This is a genomic window from Rhodovulum sp. P5, from assembly GCF_002079305.1.
In the GTDB taxonomy this organism is placed as follows: domain Bacteria; phylum Pseudomonadota; class Alphaproteobacteria; order Rhodobacterales; family Rhodobacteraceae; genus Rhodovulum.
The window spans coordinates 110,660-125,406 of the sequence record NZ_CP015040.1; the positions used below are offsets into that span (position 1 = coordinate 110,660).

8 protein-coding genes are annotated in these 14,747 nt (G+C 62.9%); 2 read left to right on the forward strand and 6 right to left on the reverse strand.

The features are described 5' to 3' along the window. Nucleotides 1–157: 157 nt before the first annotated feature. Genes RGUI_RS20085 through RGUI_RS20095 form a run of 3 tightly spaced genes read right to left on the reverse strand, consistent with a single transcriptional unit; the run spans nt 158 to nt 5,796 of the window. Nucleotides 158–1,513, reverse strand: coding sequence for an efflux transporter outer membrane subunit (locus RGUI_RS20085; protein ID WP_081536253.1), 1,356 nt, complete (start codon nt 1,511–1,513; stop codon nt 158–160). Further along, nucleotides 1,510–4,614, reverse strand: a complete 3,105-nt coding sequence (locus RGUI_RS20090; RefSeq protein WP_081536254.1) for an efflux RND transporter permease subunit — start codon at nt 4,612–4,614, stop codon at nt 1,510–1,512. Before RGUI_RS20090 ends, RGUI_RS20085 begins: the two co-directional genes overlap by 4 nt. A 3-nt stretch (nt 4,615–4,617) precedes the next feature. Further along, on the reverse strand, nt 4,618–5,796 hold the full coding sequence (locus RGUI_RS20095; RefSeq protein WP_081536255.1) for an efflux RND transporter periplasmic adaptor subunit: 1,179 nt from the start codon (nt 5,794–5,796) through the stop codon (nt 4,618–4,620). Between the two features lie 75 nt (nt 5,797–5,871). Here RGUI_RS20095 and RGUI_RS20100 point away from each other — a divergent pair, with 75 nt between their 5' ends. Further along, nucleotides 5,872–6,486, forward strand: coding sequence for a TetR/AcrR family transcriptional regulator (locus tag RGUI_RS20100; protein ID WP_081536256.1), 615 nt, complete (start codon nt 5,872–5,874; stop codon nt 6,484–6,486). Between the two features lie 635 nt (nt 6,487–7,121). Here the strand turns inward: RGUI_RS20100 and RGUI_RS20105 are convergent. The 3 genes from RGUI_RS20105 to RGUI_RS20115 all read right to left on the reverse strand — a co-directional run bounded on the left by RGUI_RS20105 (nt 7,122) and on the right by RGUI_RS20115 (nt 10,406). Then, nucleotides 7,122–8,315, reverse strand: a complete 1,194-nt coding sequence (locus tag RGUI_RS20105) for a hypothetical protein (protein WP_081536257.1) — start codon at nt 8,313–8,315, stop codon at nt 7,122–7,124. A 61-nt stretch (nt 8,316–8,376) separates the two neighbouring features. Further along, nucleotides 8,377–9,411, reverse strand: a complete 1,035-nt coding sequence (locus tag RGUI_RS20110; protein ID WP_156883114.1) for a hypothetical protein — start codon at nt 9,409–9,411, stop codon at nt 8,377–8,379. A 386-nt stretch (nt 9,412–9,797) separates the two neighbouring features. Further along, complete coding sequence (locus tag RGUI_RS20115) at nt 9,798–10,406, reverse strand: hypothetical protein (protein WP_081536259.1); 609 nt, start codon at nt 10,404–10,406, stop codon at nt 9,798–9,800. A gap of 238 nt (nt 10,407–10,644) precedes the next feature. On the opposite strand from RGUI_RS20115, the gene RGUI_RS20120 reads away from it, so the two are divergent. Continuing rightward, nucleotides 10,645–14,742, forward strand: coding sequence for a hypothetical protein (locus RGUI_RS20120; protein WP_081536260.1), 4,098 nt, complete (start codon nt 10,645–10,647; stop codon nt 14,740–14,742). Nucleotides 14,743–14,747 lie beyond the last annotated feature (5 nt).

The window sequence follows — 14,747 nt, forward strand, 5'->3', positions numbered from 1 at the left end:
CGCCAAGCATGCCGCAGCACGGCCCGCCGGGTCGGGCGTTTGCGATCTCCAAATCCCGGGCGGGCGCCTTTCGATTGGGGGAGGACGCCCTGTCCAATCGGCGCGGACATCCCTTGGGCGCGCTCGGATGGCAGGGCGGTCGGAGCGTCGGACAAGCTCACTCCGCCCGCCCCGCCGCATAGGCGGCCCCGGCGCCGGTTGCGATCTTCAGCGTCGCCCAGGCCTTTGCGGCATCGTTGACGGCCGAGGCCGCCGAGATCCGCGCGGACGCGGTGTTGCGATCGGTTTCCAGCAAGTCCAGCAGGGTGCTGGCACCGTTGCGGTAGTTGTCCTGCGCCAGTGTCAGGGCCTCGCCATACTTGGCGGCCGCGCGGCGCAGGGCTGCGGCGCGCTGGCGATACCGCGACAGGTTCGATTGGGATACCTGTACATCCTCGACCGCGGCAAGGATCGCGGCGCGCCAGGCGATTTCGGCCTGTCGTGCACGGGACGCGGCGGCATCGCGGCTGGCACGCAGCGCCCCCTGATTGAACAGCGGCAAGGACAGGCCGGGCCCGAAGGACCATGCCCCCGTCCCGTCGGTGCGAGAGATCGTCCCCGAAAGCGTCAGCGCGGGGTAAAGGTCGGCTTCCGCCATACCGACCCCGGCCACGGCCGAGGCGAGATCGGCCTCGGCACTGCGGATATCGGGGCGGTTGCGGAGGAGGTCTGCGGGCACGCCCGTCTTGCTGCCGGGCGGCGGGCGCAACTGCGGGGCGCCGCGCTGCATCGACGCCCGGATCGGGCCGGCGGGTTCGTTCAGCAGCGTGGCGATCGCAAACACATTCGCATCGAACCCGGCCGCATATTGCGGCACGGCCGCGCGTGCCGTTTCCAGCAGTGCCTCTGCCTCGGCGCGCTCATAGTCGGTGGCGGCGCCGGCGGCGACCTGATCGCGCGTGATCGCAACGGTCTCCTCGCGGGCGGAAACGGTCTGGCGGGCCAGTGCCAGCGCCTCTTGGTAATAGCGCGCGTCGGAATAGGCGGCGACGAGTTCGGCCAGCCATGCAAGCCGGGTGGTTTCGACCTCGGCCCGCGCCGAAACCAGATCGGCCTCTGCGCCTCCGCGTTCGCGACGGATGCCGCCGAACAGGTCGAAGACAAAGGCCGCGCCAAGCTGGGCCGTGTCGGTGGTGGTCGTGGCGATACCATCGCCGCCTGACCGTGTGCTGTTGACATCAAGCCCGCCGCTGAGCGCAGCGTTCCCCCCGGTGGCGCGCAGCGCGGCCGCGGCCTCGCCAATCCGCTCCGTCGCGGCGATCACGTCAAGGTTCTGCGCAAGGCCCCGCGTCACGAGATCGTTCAGAAGCGGGTCCCGATAGCTCTGCCACCACGGTTCGGTTGCAACGGCACCCACGCTGGTTGCGTCGCCGCCAACGAAACGGGCCGAAAGCGCAACGTCGGGACGGTTATAGTCGGGGCCCACGGCGCAGCCTGCCAGGCCGACTGCTAGCAAAAGGACAACGGCTCTCATGCGGGAACCTCCCGGCCGCGCCCGAACCGCCGGGCGGCGCTCAGCACGGCCACATAGAAGACGGGCACCATCAGGATGCCGAAGGCGGCGGAGAACACGATGCCGCCCAGCATGCCGATACCGATGGAGTTCTGCGCGTTCGCGCCTGCCCCGCTGGCCAGTGCCAAGGGCAGGATGCCAAAGCCGAAGGCAAGCGAGGTCATCAGGATCGGGCGAAGGCGCTGGCGCGCGGCGTTCCGCGTCGCCTCGATCAGCGACAGGCCACGGTTTCGCAGCGTTTCGGCGAATTCGACGATCAGGATGGCATTGCGGGCGGCAAGGCCGATGGTCGTCAATAGCCCCACCTTGAAATAGACATCGTTCGACTGCCCCAAGGCCCAGGTTGCCAAGAGCGCCCCCAGAACGCCCACGGGCACCGCCAACATCACCGCGAACGGCACGGTCCAGCTTTCGTAAAGCGCGGCGAGGGCGAGAAACACCACCAGCATCGACAGCGCGTAAAGCAGCGGCTCCTGATTGCCCGACAGCCGTTCCTGATAGGACAGCCCCGTCCATGCCGCGCCATATCCGCCGTCGAGATCGGCGACGAGGTCTTCCATCACCTCCATCCCGATGCCGGAACTGACCCCTTGCGCCGCTGCGCCCGAAATCTCCATCGCGCGGGTGCCGCCATAGCGGGTCAGCGAGGGCGTGACCGCATCCCAGACCCGCGTCACGAAAGCCGAAAGCGGCACCATCTCGCCATCGGAATTGCGGACATACCAGGCGTCGATATCGCCGGGCTGCATCCGGTAGGGCGCGTCGCCCTGCACGATGACCTCTCGCAGATCGTTGCCCAGCGGGAAGTCGTTGACATAGGTGCCCGCGAAAACGGTGGCCAGCATCGTGTTGACATCGGACAGGGAGACCCCCAGCGCCTCGGCCTTCTGCTGGTCGATCTCGAGCTTCAGCGCGGGTTTGCTGGCCTCGTCATTGCCGCGCAGATTTGTCACGCGCCCGTCCCCCGTGGCGGCGGCGACCAGCGCATCGGCGGCTTCTTTCAGGGCGGCCTGGCCGGTCCCTGCCTGATCGACCAGATACATGGTAAAGCCCGACGAGGTGCCCATGCCGGGGATCGCGGGTGGCTGCATGAAGATGACCTGCCCGTGCCGGTTCTGGAAGAACGCGCCATTGGCCTGTGTCGCAATGGTGCCGGCATCCAGATCGCGCGCGGCATAGTCCTTGAGCTTGACGAACATCATCGCGCTGTTCTGCCCGCTGCCCCCGAAGCTGAACCCCACCGCGGCGAACACCGAATCCACGACATCCGATCGCTCGGTCAGCATGTAGTCTTCGATCGCGGCAACGGCGGCCTCGGTCTGCTGGGTCGTCGCGCTTTGGGGCAGTTCGATCATGGTCATCAGAACGCCCTGATCCTCGGACGGTAGAAAGGAGGACGGCACCTCGCGATAGACCAGCCAGCCGCCGGCCCCGATGGCTGCCAGCACGATCAGCATGCGGAAGGGGCGCGCGGACAGGCGCCCGACGGCACCGGCATATCCGTCTGTCGTCCGGTCGAGACCCCGGTTGAACCAGCGCAGCGGCGCAAAGCGGGTCGGGCCGTGGGACGGTTTCAAAAGATGCGCACACATCGCGGGCGTCAGGATCAGCGCCACGGCGAGCGAAAGAACCATGGCCGAGATGATCGTGACCGAGAACTGACGATAGATCACCCCGGTAGAACCCGACATGAACGCCATCGGCAGGAACACCGCCGACAGCACCACGACGATGCCCACCAGTGCCCCCGAGATCTCGTGCATGCTTTTCTCGGTGGCTTCCATCGAGCTCAGCCCCTCTTCGGCCATCACCCGCTCGACATTCTCGACCACGACGATGGCGTCATCGACCAGCAGGCCGATGGCCAGCACCAGCGCGAACATGCTGAGCGTGTTGATCGACATGCCAAGGGCGGCCAGAATGCCAAAAGTGCCCAGCAGGACGACCGGCACCGCGATGGTCGGGATCAGCGTTGCGCGCCAGTTCTGAAGGAACAGAAGGATCACGAGGAACACCAGAACGATGGCCTCGGCCAACGTGTGATAGACCTGATTGATCGACTCCTCGACAAAGGGCGAGGTGTCGTAGGGATATTCGACCGTGATGCCGTCGGGCAGCGACGGGATCAGCCCGTCGATCACCGCGCGCACCCGTTCGGCCGTTTCCACCGCATTTGCGCCGGTGGCAAGGTTCACGCCGAAACCCGCCGCGGGCTTGCCATTATACCGGCTGGAACTGCCATAGCTTTCCTGCGCCAGTTCCACCCGGGCCACGTCGTTGAGATAGACGCTGGAGCCGTCTTCGTTGGTCTTCAGCAGGATGCGCTCGAAATCCTCGACCGAGGTCAGTTGCGACTGCGCCGAGAGCGACACGGTCATCTGCTGCCCCTTTACCACCGGCTGCGCGCCCAGCGACCCCACGGTCACGTTGGTATTCTGTTCCGACACGGCGGAGGTCACATCGGCGGGCGTCAACTGGTACTTGTAGAGCTTCGCAGGGTCGAGCCAGATGCGCATCGCATATAGCGTGCCGAAGACGTTGATCGAACCCACACCCTCGGTCCGCTGGATCGCATCCTCGAAGGTGGAGCCCAGGATATCCCCCAGCTCGACAGAGCTGCGCGTGCCGTCGTCGGCGACCAGCGCCCCGACCATCAGGATCGACGAGGTGGAGCGGTTCACGCGCACCCCTTGCTGGGTCACGCTGGTGGGCAGTTGCGACTGCACCAGTTGCAGCTTGTTCTGGACCTGCACCTGCGCCATGTCCGGATCGACGCTGTCATCGAAGGTAAGCGAGACGCTGCCCGACCCTTCGGACGAGGTCGATGTCATGTAGATCAGCCCGTCGAGCCCGGTCATCCCGTCCTCGATTACGCTGGTGACCGAGTTTTCGACCGTTTCGGCAGAGGCGCCGGAATAGGTCGCCGAAATCCGCACCGTGGTGGGCGCGATATCCGGGTATTGCGAAATCGGCAGGCTGGTCAGGCCAAAGCCGCCGGCCAGCATGGTGACGATGGCCAGAACCCAGGCAAAGACCGGGCGGCGGATGAAGAAGGCTGCCATGGATCAGTCCTCCGCCGTCGCGGTGGCGGCGTCCTGCACCAGCCCGTTTTCATCGATGGTCACGGCCACGGGCGCAACCGCCTGCCCCGCGGTCAGGGACTTCAACCCATCGACGATCAGCCGGTCGCCCGGCGCCAGCCCGTCACTGACGATCCAGTTGCTCTCATGGGTGCCGGCCTCGGTAAGGTTGCGCTGCTCTGCGGTGCCGTCAGGCCCCACAACGAATGCCGTCAGCATCCCCGAATTCTGTCGTTCGGCCGCGCGCTGGGGCACAAGAAAGGCATCGACCGTGCCGATCGTCACCTCACCCCGCACGAACATGCCGGGCAGGATCATCCGGTCGGGATTGTCGAACTGGAAGCGCACCGGGAAGGTGCCTGTCGACGTGGCCACGCTGATGCCGGGGGTGACGAGCTTTCCGCCGCCTTCGTAAACCTGCCCGTCTTCCAGAACCAGCCGCGCCTCAAGCCGGTCGTTCATGGTCAGCGTGCCGGCATCGATCTGGCCGCGCAGCGACAAAAGCCGCGTGCTGGTCTCGACCATGTCGACATAGATCGGATCAAGCCGGGTGATGGTGGTCAGCGCATCGCTTTGCCCCGCGCTGACCAGATCGCCGACCGACACCGCGGCCACATCGGGCACCCCGGCAATCGGGCTGATGATGGTCGTCCACGAAAGCTGGGTTTGCGAATAGTCGAGCGCGGCCTGTGCCGCGTCGAGCGTTGCCTCGGCCTCGGCCAGCGTGGCGCGGGCGGTTTCGACCTCGGCCTCGGTATAGCCCTTGTCCACCAGTTTCACGGCCCGGTCATAGGCGGCGCGCGCCACCGGCAGATTGGCTTCGGCCTTGGCCAGATCGGACCGATCCGCGGCGACCGCAGCGCGATAGGCCGCGTCGTCGATCCGGAACATCGGGTCACCGACCTTCAGCGGTTGGCCGGGGGTATAAAGAATATCCTCGATCACCCCGTCGACACGGGGGCGCAAATCGACCTGCTGATAGGCCACGGCGCGGCCGGGCAGGGTGACGACCTGGGGAACCGCCTGCCGCGCCAAGGTTATGACGCCCACCTGCATCGGCGGCGGGGCAGCCTCCTGCGCGAAACTCGTGGCGGCCGCCATCACGACAGCCGCGGTCACAAGGAATGAACGGATCGTCAAACGACCCCGGGCAACAGCAGCCATTGAAACCTCTTGAGTGAAACGCTTGCAGTAGAATTCCAAATATGTATACTTTGCACAGACTGCAAGAAAGATGCCATGACGCTTTCGTTACGCGAACGCCGCCGGCGCCAGACAGAGCGCGAGATACAGGCCGCCACCCTCGACCTCGCTCGAACCGAGGGCGGGCTGGATTCCGTGACGGTTGAGGCAATCGCCGAACGCGCCGGCATCAGCCCGCGCACCTTCTTCAACTACTACCCGCACAAGGAGGCCGCGGTTCTGGGCCGCCCACCGGGGTTCCCGCCCGAGGCGCTGGAAACCCTGCGAACGGGCCAAGGCGCGTTGGTCGCGGATCTGAAACCCTTTCTCGAAGCACATCTGGCCCAGATCGAGGACGACCGATCCACCCTGAACGCAATCTTCGATCTCGGCCGCAGCAGTGGCAGGGTGAAGCTCCTGCTCGACCGGTTCCTGATGGAGCGGACCGACGACCTGTCCGATTGCCTTTCCGGGCGACTGCCCGACCTGCCGCCCCGCCGGCACAGGTTGCTTGCCGAATGGGCACTGCGCCTCAGCGGCGACGCCATCGGCCACTGGGCGTCCGGCGAGTCCAAAGACCTCTCCACCGCCCTGCAAAGGGCATGGGAAGATCACGCCGCGGTGGCGGACATGCTGTTCGACAGCGTCCCGCCGCGCATCAGACAGCCGTGACAGCCGGTCATCTGGCCAAATTCATCTCGAATATCGTCGTCTTCCGCTGCCTGCGCAGGGGAATGGCGCCGGACCCGCCCATTGGGAGCGCAACGTGGGGTAGGGGCCTCTCCGTTCGGGCTACGCCTTCCCAACGAGTGCCCAGCCCCGCCTTCTCATCCTCGTTGACGCTGGAGTCTCCCACTGTTTACCGGGCTGCGAGTTTGTTACGATACGGGGTTCAAGGTGGGGAAGGCTGACGCGGTCAAGCCGAATGTCAAAAAGCGCTGCCAGTTCCGGGTGAACGACAGCCAGCTGGGCGTGTTGGGGCAGAGTCTTACGGAATAGAGTATGCTCCAGTGTACGAAGTGCACATAATATCTTGATATGGGCGGTCGCGCCGGGACCGCAGTCGCCCGCGCGAGAGGTGTCGTGCCCGCGGGGGCAGGGGAGCCCTACTCCGTGAGGTCGGTGACGGGGTGCTTGTCATGGCCGGGCAGGTGCGAAAACGACCGGGGATACTTATGGATCAGCGGGCCTTTTATCCTTTCCATCAGATATAGGCCCCGTGCCTGATCCCTGCGGATGGCCGCAAGAGCGACCCGCCTAGGGTGAGCCGCCCAGGCGGGGCGGCTCTGGACGCCGCGACAGCGCCCTCATTTGCTGAAGAACGGGATCTCGATCTCCTCGCCAACCCGCATGACCGGCGTCATCGATCGGCTTCCGTCATTGGTTTCGATGCCGACCGTGATGCCGCCTGCACCGTCGGCAATGCCGATCATGGTGACCTTTCCGCCCACGACAGGAAGCGTCACGCGCTGGCGCGCATGCGTGAGTTCGATCTCGTAGCTGAAATCGTCGCTCACGATCATCACCCGGTCACCGTCCTCGGCGTCCGTATCGTAGACCTGCACGGAGGCCAGTTGCATCTCCCCCTGAAGGATCTTGGCACGGACAGTGGTTGCAAGGTGATCGGGAAGCGCCAGATCATTCAGCATCTCGAACTGGCGGGCGGTCTCCGCACGCGGCAGGAAGACGGCTTCCGAAATCTCGAAAAAGGCAGGCGCCCTGTCTTCGGGACGCCGTTCGAATACGCCGTGGCCGTCTTCGCGCCGCTCCAAGACCCGCTGAAGGCATTCGTCGAGATCTCTCGTCCAAGTCGCCAGCACGCCTCCCATTTCAGCCAGGCGCAGGCTGGTATAGCGTTCCAGCATCGCCTCGTGCTGGGGCCGCACAAAGCCGTCATCAATAGAGCAGACATGCACGCGCGTGCCATCCAGCGTATCTTTCAGCCCCCGGGTGCCGTACGGCGTCTCCTGCACCGCCAGATCGAGGACTGCATCATTGGGAAAACGGTCGACGGTATTGTTTTGCGGATCGCGCGCATCGAATCTGCGCGGAGAACCGATGATCATCACCTCGGGATGCTCGCGCGCACGGCGCGGAAGCGCCGAGATGATGTCCTGGAGCCCGACCTGGTTGGGCAAGATCACATCGGCGGCCTGCCCCCTCTGGAAGGCGTCGCGGCCATGGGCCTGGATTTCGGCGACGGCCGGTCCGAAAAACTCACGCCGCCAGGCGGGATGGGCCGGCATGTAGATCGGTGTTTCGAGATCGACGATCCGGGCTCCACCCGGACTCGCGCTGATCTCCAAATGCGTTTCGGGCGGAAGCGCTTCGAGAAGTCGCATCTGAAGGTCATAGGTCGCTTTCGCCGCCGCGGCGTCGCTTGCGGCCGGAACAATGACCAGGATTTTGTCCTTGGCTTCTGCCGCGGCAGGATCGAGCATGGTGACCGTGAGCACCGTGACAGCAGTCGCTGCGAGGGTCTTGAGAGTTTGAAACGTCATGGTCCGCTTCTCCGGTTCGGGGTCTTGCACCGGCACTTTCCGTGCCGGCGCGCTTGATACTTCAGTGGCTCAATTGTTCGCGAATGATCCGCGCACGGGATTCGGCGATCGTCGCATCGAGCGCGGCCTTCTCGGCCCTCATGGCCTCGCTCGAATTGGCCGCGATCAGCTCCAGGCGGCTCTCGCACTCCGCCTTTTCCCGTTTCGCCTGACGCAGCTCCTGCTCCAACTCTTCCCGCTCCGTCATCGCCTTCTTGCGGTCTGCGGTCTTGAGCTCGTGATACTCGGTCCGGCGGCAGGTGACCGGGAGAATCTTCCGTTCCGCGTAGAGCGCCGAGGCAATGCATCCAGCCGAGAGCAGAGTTTCCGCCGCGAGATGGCCGAACAGCGAAAAGGCGAAAAGGCCCTTCTCCCTGACCCAGGAGACGATCCCCAAGTCGTGGGACCCCGATTGCGTCGGGTCGAAACCGGCACCCAGCATTCCTGCGGCCGCCGGCGGTGCGCCATATCGCGCCGCCATCGCACCGGCCCAGCAGAAGAAGGCAAGCGCACCGGACCCGAGCAGCAGGGTCGTGCGACGCTCGACCTTCCGAACGTCGCTGGGAATCAACGCCCATGACGATAGCGTGCCGGATCCCAAGAAAAGCGGTCCCGCCGCCAGGCCGGCAAGCCAGGGGTTCCTTGACATTTGGTAGCTATGTTCGCCCATGGATACTGCCAAAAAGGCCGTTCCCATGAACGGCGCAGCAATTGCGACAGTCACCTTTAACCCGTTATAGACGCGCTGCCAGAACGACTGGCGGAGCCCCGCCTCGGCCTTTTCGCGGGGGATGAGGTGTTCGGTCAGACCCATGCTGAGGTCCCGATCAAGACCGTCGATAATTCGGTTTATTTGGGCAAGGTTCTGGTCGAGTTCGCGAATACACTCCGTATTGTATACGATCCGGCCTTGAAGGCAGGCCTTTGCGTGAAGATCCCCGAGAGCCTCGGGGATGTCTGGATCATGCGAAACGCTTGAACGCGCGATCGTGTCTTCATCCGGAAGCGGGCCGAGCGCGCTGATATACTCCTTCGGCGTGAGCTTCATGTCGTTCATTTGGATTCTCCATCAAATGCCCGGCGGCTTGAAGACCGGCCCGGGAGGCATGTGGCGCTTAGGATTTTCGTCTTTTCTCCGTGGCTTCGGTGGCGGGGCCGGCTTCGGTTTGGCCGGGGACGCTGGCCAGGATTTGGGGAGGCGAGGCGGGGGCTTTTTCGGCGACAGCTTCGGCGCGACGGGGCGCACCGGCTTCACGGCCGGGCCACGAGGCAGTCCGGCGCGAGCGATCTCCGGCTGTCCGGAAGGATCGCCGTTCCCGATAATCTCCCGGGGCGACCCCAGATTCATTCCTGCCTCCGGCAAGCAGGCCGGCACTGCATGAGGCGCCACACACAGGCTCACGCAAAGAACGCCCTTCCCGATTTGGCGGGAAAAAGAAGGCATCAGAATTCCCTCCGCAGAATGTCGATGGCGTTCTCGTAGATTTGAATAGCGAGGTCGGGTGTCTCGCCTGCGATCGCCAGCCAGTTGACCGCATCGTGCTCGGCAGCCCAGCGCAGGCCGACGGTCCGCGATCGCGTCCGCTCCAGCCCCCCGCCGAAGGCGGTAATTTCGCGGACCGGATCGAAGCTGCCGGATCGCGACTGCGCTTTCCGCTCGTCGAGTACGGATTTCCCGACGATCATGAAGTTGGTGAAGGCATCCTCGACGACGTTCCGGACCAGAGCTTCGTTGGAAACCAGCTTGCGCTGCGCAAGCGCCAGGTCCCCGGGATGCAGGCAGCGATAAACGTCGAACGGGACGAGATACGGGGTCGCCTGTTCATGCAGTTTCGTGATCCAGATCGGAGTGAAGAGCCCGAGATCGATCTTCTCCACATCGGAAAGGCCGGAGATGTCGTTGCGGAAGAAGGCTTCGAAAGCCTGCGGGCAGCTGGTCTGTTCGTTGAAATAGGCCTCTTCGCTCGACCCGTCGCACAAGCTGGCACTAGCCATTTCCGGCGCCGCCATAGAGGCGCTCGCCAGTAGCGCCGCAATGGTCACGGTTTTCATGTGATTACCTCCTGGTTCATCAGGCCCGGACTTTCTGTCCGGACGAGATCATTCTCGCCCATATCGGTCAGAAGGGTAGCGGAACCGCTGGAGGCTCTTGCGAGGTCGCAATCGGCGACAGTGCGAAGAATTGAAAAACGCCCGAGTGTCTCACATCATGGAATCGTGATGTCGAAGTTTCAATGCAATCTTCTGTTGACAGGGACAACAGGGGGATGTTCGAGGGGGCGAATCGGGTATGTCAAAGGGCTGCGAGAGCCGGGATCCGGAGGATCTGCACGGCAATTGGGGGAATCTGGACGCGCTATGGAGCCAAGTTTGCGCCTGTTACGAAGATTGCTTCAAGGACACGGAAGAGACAGAGTCAAAACCCGGGGGGCAGAAAGCCGGTGATGCAGCAGCGCGCCGTTTCTCGAGTCTGGATGCGGGCTGGCGAAAGGTCGACAAGCTCCATCCTAGAAAGGTCCTGAAACTCCATTCCCATCTCGTGGTTCGCAAGCTGCCGAGCTACAAGGTCTACGACGGGCCTGATCTCGGTTTCGCCCTGCGCGTCGAACTCGTGCGCCGGATCGCTGGAGACCTCGGTCACCGACCGGAAACATTCCTCATCAAATTGCGCGACGAGTTCAAATGGCGCCCCGCCGAAACGCCGTCTTTAAGCAATCTAGATGCCCTCATGAAACCGACTTCTTTCATCAAGGCATTTCCCAAACCCGTCTGGGCCCAAGAGCAGCTTGGGGAAATGCGTGGCGAGAACACGCAATCAGACCGTGCATGGAACATGCTGACCTATTATGTTAGCGAACTCTGCGTCCTGTGGCTAAATGCCCAGCCCTTTGCCCGCGGCAAGCCGCCAATTTCGGCATGGGAGTTCCGAAGCCAACGCTTTGAAGGGAAACGGGCTGTCGAACGCTTCCGGGAATGGATCCGCTTCGATGAGACGCGCAAACAGCCCTTCCTGCCCCGCAGTGGCTTCAAGCTTTCGGAGAAAAGCGGGCGCCAGAAGCTGATTGCCGATGTCAAGAACTGGATCTTTTCTCCTGCAGAGATCGATGACCTTGTGCGGCATATTCCGTCTCTCGGCATGCCGCGGGGTCTCTCAGCGCTCGCTGGTCACTTGGTCACGGAAATCGAGATGGAATGCATTTCGTCTGGCGACGAGAGACGATACCTGTACCTTCCTCTGGGAGCCCTGTCCGAAGCAAGGCCGAGTGACGCTGAAGGCGACAGCGTGGCCCGGGCGGAAGCGGCATCCCGACAGGACCTGTCACCCCGCACCCCCTTCCAGGGCGGGTTGCCCGAAATCGTGTCCTACCTCCGGCATTTCTACACGAAGAATCTCGATACGTTCGAGGTTCGCCACGGAATGGACCCCGAGGGTGCGTTTGCAGAGGTGCTGTCCGAAATCCGGCTCCACATGATACGGCGGCCCCGAATCCTGATCCTCGACGGGATCAATGCCACCCCTGGCGGGAGAAACTGCCTCAGGGACATCGAACGCTTCGTGGCGGGTGACACGCTTTTGGGGGTCCTGTCCCGCATCATGGACTTCCCCTTGTCGGCCATCGACTCTCCGGAAGATCTCGAATCGCTCAAGCGGAACCGCATCCTTGTCCTGTCGAACGCGGTTGAAGGCATTGCCAAGACATCGGACAGGAGTCTGCGCCGCTGGAGCCTGCCCTTTATGTCCGTCGACACGTTCGGGCACAAATTCGTCGGACCGGATGACGGAGATTGGCCGGACATCATCGCGAAACACCAGCTCAAGCAGAAAGCGTCGGTGCTCGCGTTTCGAGACAAATGCGAGAATGTAAGGCGCAATTTTGGAGATCTCGAATACGCCGCCCTCGACATCGCCTACAGCGCGCAAGGCCTGCTGACCAGTGACAATGCCGGACGGTCGGCCGGAGAGTCCGATCTGTGGAAGGTCATCGAGCACCACGACCCCGATACCGAACCGTATTACGCCGCCATCCTGCGTCACGCACTTGACCGGATCTCAGGGCAGCACCCCCTCTTCGAGCGCCTGCTCTTTTTCATGACGCTTGCGCCTGACGGGATACGGCAGGACACGATCGAACAGCTGGTCGAAACCCTGCTTCTGAGACAGATGGATGACAGTCCGATCACGAAGGACATGATCGCCAAATTTCTCGCGGTGATACCCAAAAAAGACAGACCGAGCCAACAGGGACTTTCAGAAGCGGTTCCCAAGGCGCTTGAAATCATGCTCAGGGAGCTTGGCAGCCTCGTGAAGAAGGGCGCCGGCGACTTTTTCCCGGGGTTTGACACCACGCCCGATGGGCTGGAGCTCTATCTGAGCGAGGAGGCATGGCACCGGGCCAAGAGCGCACGCGTTCCCCAGACCCATTGCTTCACCTTCCCCGAATTCCGCGATGTCGCGCGCATTCACCTAGCCAAGCGCCTGGGTGAGCCGTCCTACCGTATCTCCTGTCGCCTGCTAGCCATGGAATACCTCAACCAGCAGGCCATCGCTTTTCGGCATTCAGGTATCGACGAAACGCAGATGCTGCGGCCCTGGCGGCGGCAGATCGGCGCGATCCTGATCGGACTCCAGAGCCTGCCGATCGACTGTTCCGATCCCGAAAGGCCCGCCATCAGCGAAGAACTCGACGATCGGTTTTCCGACCAACCGGTGCAAATGAACACCTCACGCAAGTTTTTCCGCTGGCTGTATTTCTTTGCCTACAGACGTCAGATCGAAAGACCGCCCGCGCACAACATGACCCGCCTCTACGGCGTCAATGGGTTAAAAGCCGATTTGCTCCGCTCATTCGAATCCCCATGGCTACTATGGTCGGACATTTTTCCTTGCAGCGCTGGCAAAAAAACGAGCCTCTTCCCAAAGGAGTTTCCGATTGGCGGATGCGACCGCATCGAATGCGACCGAAGTCGAAAGATACGGCTGTCGCATGCCGTTTCGGTGATCAGCGCAGAATCCGAAATCGACGGAAAGGCGCGCCTGTCAGACGCCCAGAGGGAAATGGAAACCATTGCCTGTTCGAAATCCGAGCGCCTGAGTGCAATGAAGCGCACCCTCGATCTTGCCATTCTCCGTCTCTGGCAGAAGGCCGAGATCAAGGAGAGTGTCTTCAAGCTCGCGCGTTACGAGAACGCTCCCAAGAAGAGGGTTTTCCAGCTCGCGCTGTACGAGATCGCTCCACCGGAACCGACCCTGCTGCGACTGCTTCTCGGCATCGAAGCCGAGAAAAAGATCTCCGACGCCGTAGCGGCGGCCGCGAAGGACTGGATCGGCCACCTGCACGGAGGCGCGGTCGGCCGGGCATCTCGCGTTGCAACGCTTGCCAGAGTGGTAGAGGAGATGCTGCCCGACATATCCACCACATGGGGCCGCCACTTCTCGGAACCGGGCGGGACGGCCGACCTCGCTGATATCCTTTTCCGTATCTCCGAGCAGATTTCATCGACAGCGGAGATGAGCGGCGTCGAGATTTTTCCGGAGAAGAAGCACCATTGGGACCAGGACGCCATGCTCAAGGCAATCCCTGATCGGGTCAGGTTCATGGACCGTGCGGAAATCAAGACGGTCGACGCAGTCGTGGCCTGCCTGTGCTACAGCTTGGCGCTGGCGCAGTTTGCGAACCAGTTGCGACTGAAATCCTTCGAGCGATCTCCGGTTTCCGCGTCGTTTTTCGCCTCGAGTCATTCCATCCGGGAAAGCGTTCGGGTGGCCATTCGCCTCGAGAATATTCGCAGGGTTATCCTTCCCAAAAGCACATGGCGGATTTCGGGGAAGTACCCTGCACGGAATCCGCCTCTTGTCGACGTGGCCCGCGAAGCCACCACAACGCTTTCGCGACATGTGTTCCGCTACCCGAACGAACGGGCCTCCATTTTAACCTTGGAGGCCCGAATGCTACGGATTCTGATCCGAAATCCGGTCATGACAATACCCGGCACATCAGAGTTCGAAGAGGACTGCAGGACAAGGAGGGAGGCGCTGATGACCTGCCGAGAATACCTCCAGAAGGCCGAAACACCCTTGTTGGCCCTCGGTCATCGGTCGCGGCGGCGCCTTCGCCTGACCCTGGAGCGCCTGAAGGTGCATCGTGAACTGGCAGAACTTGCGGCTTTGGAAAACGATGCGGCCCAGGCACGCTTCTTCCTGACACTGGCGGAGCTTGATACCGTTCTGCTGGTTCGAACCTATCCTCTGAACACACCGGCGCTCTGGAGCAAGATAGCGAATGCCCAGAAGGCCCGCCTAGAAAAGACACGAGGCAAAGTCGAGGACGCGGAGGGCCGCGAGGCGAGAGGTGGTCCTGGAATTTCGACCAGTTTGCCGCCGTGCTAAGCTAT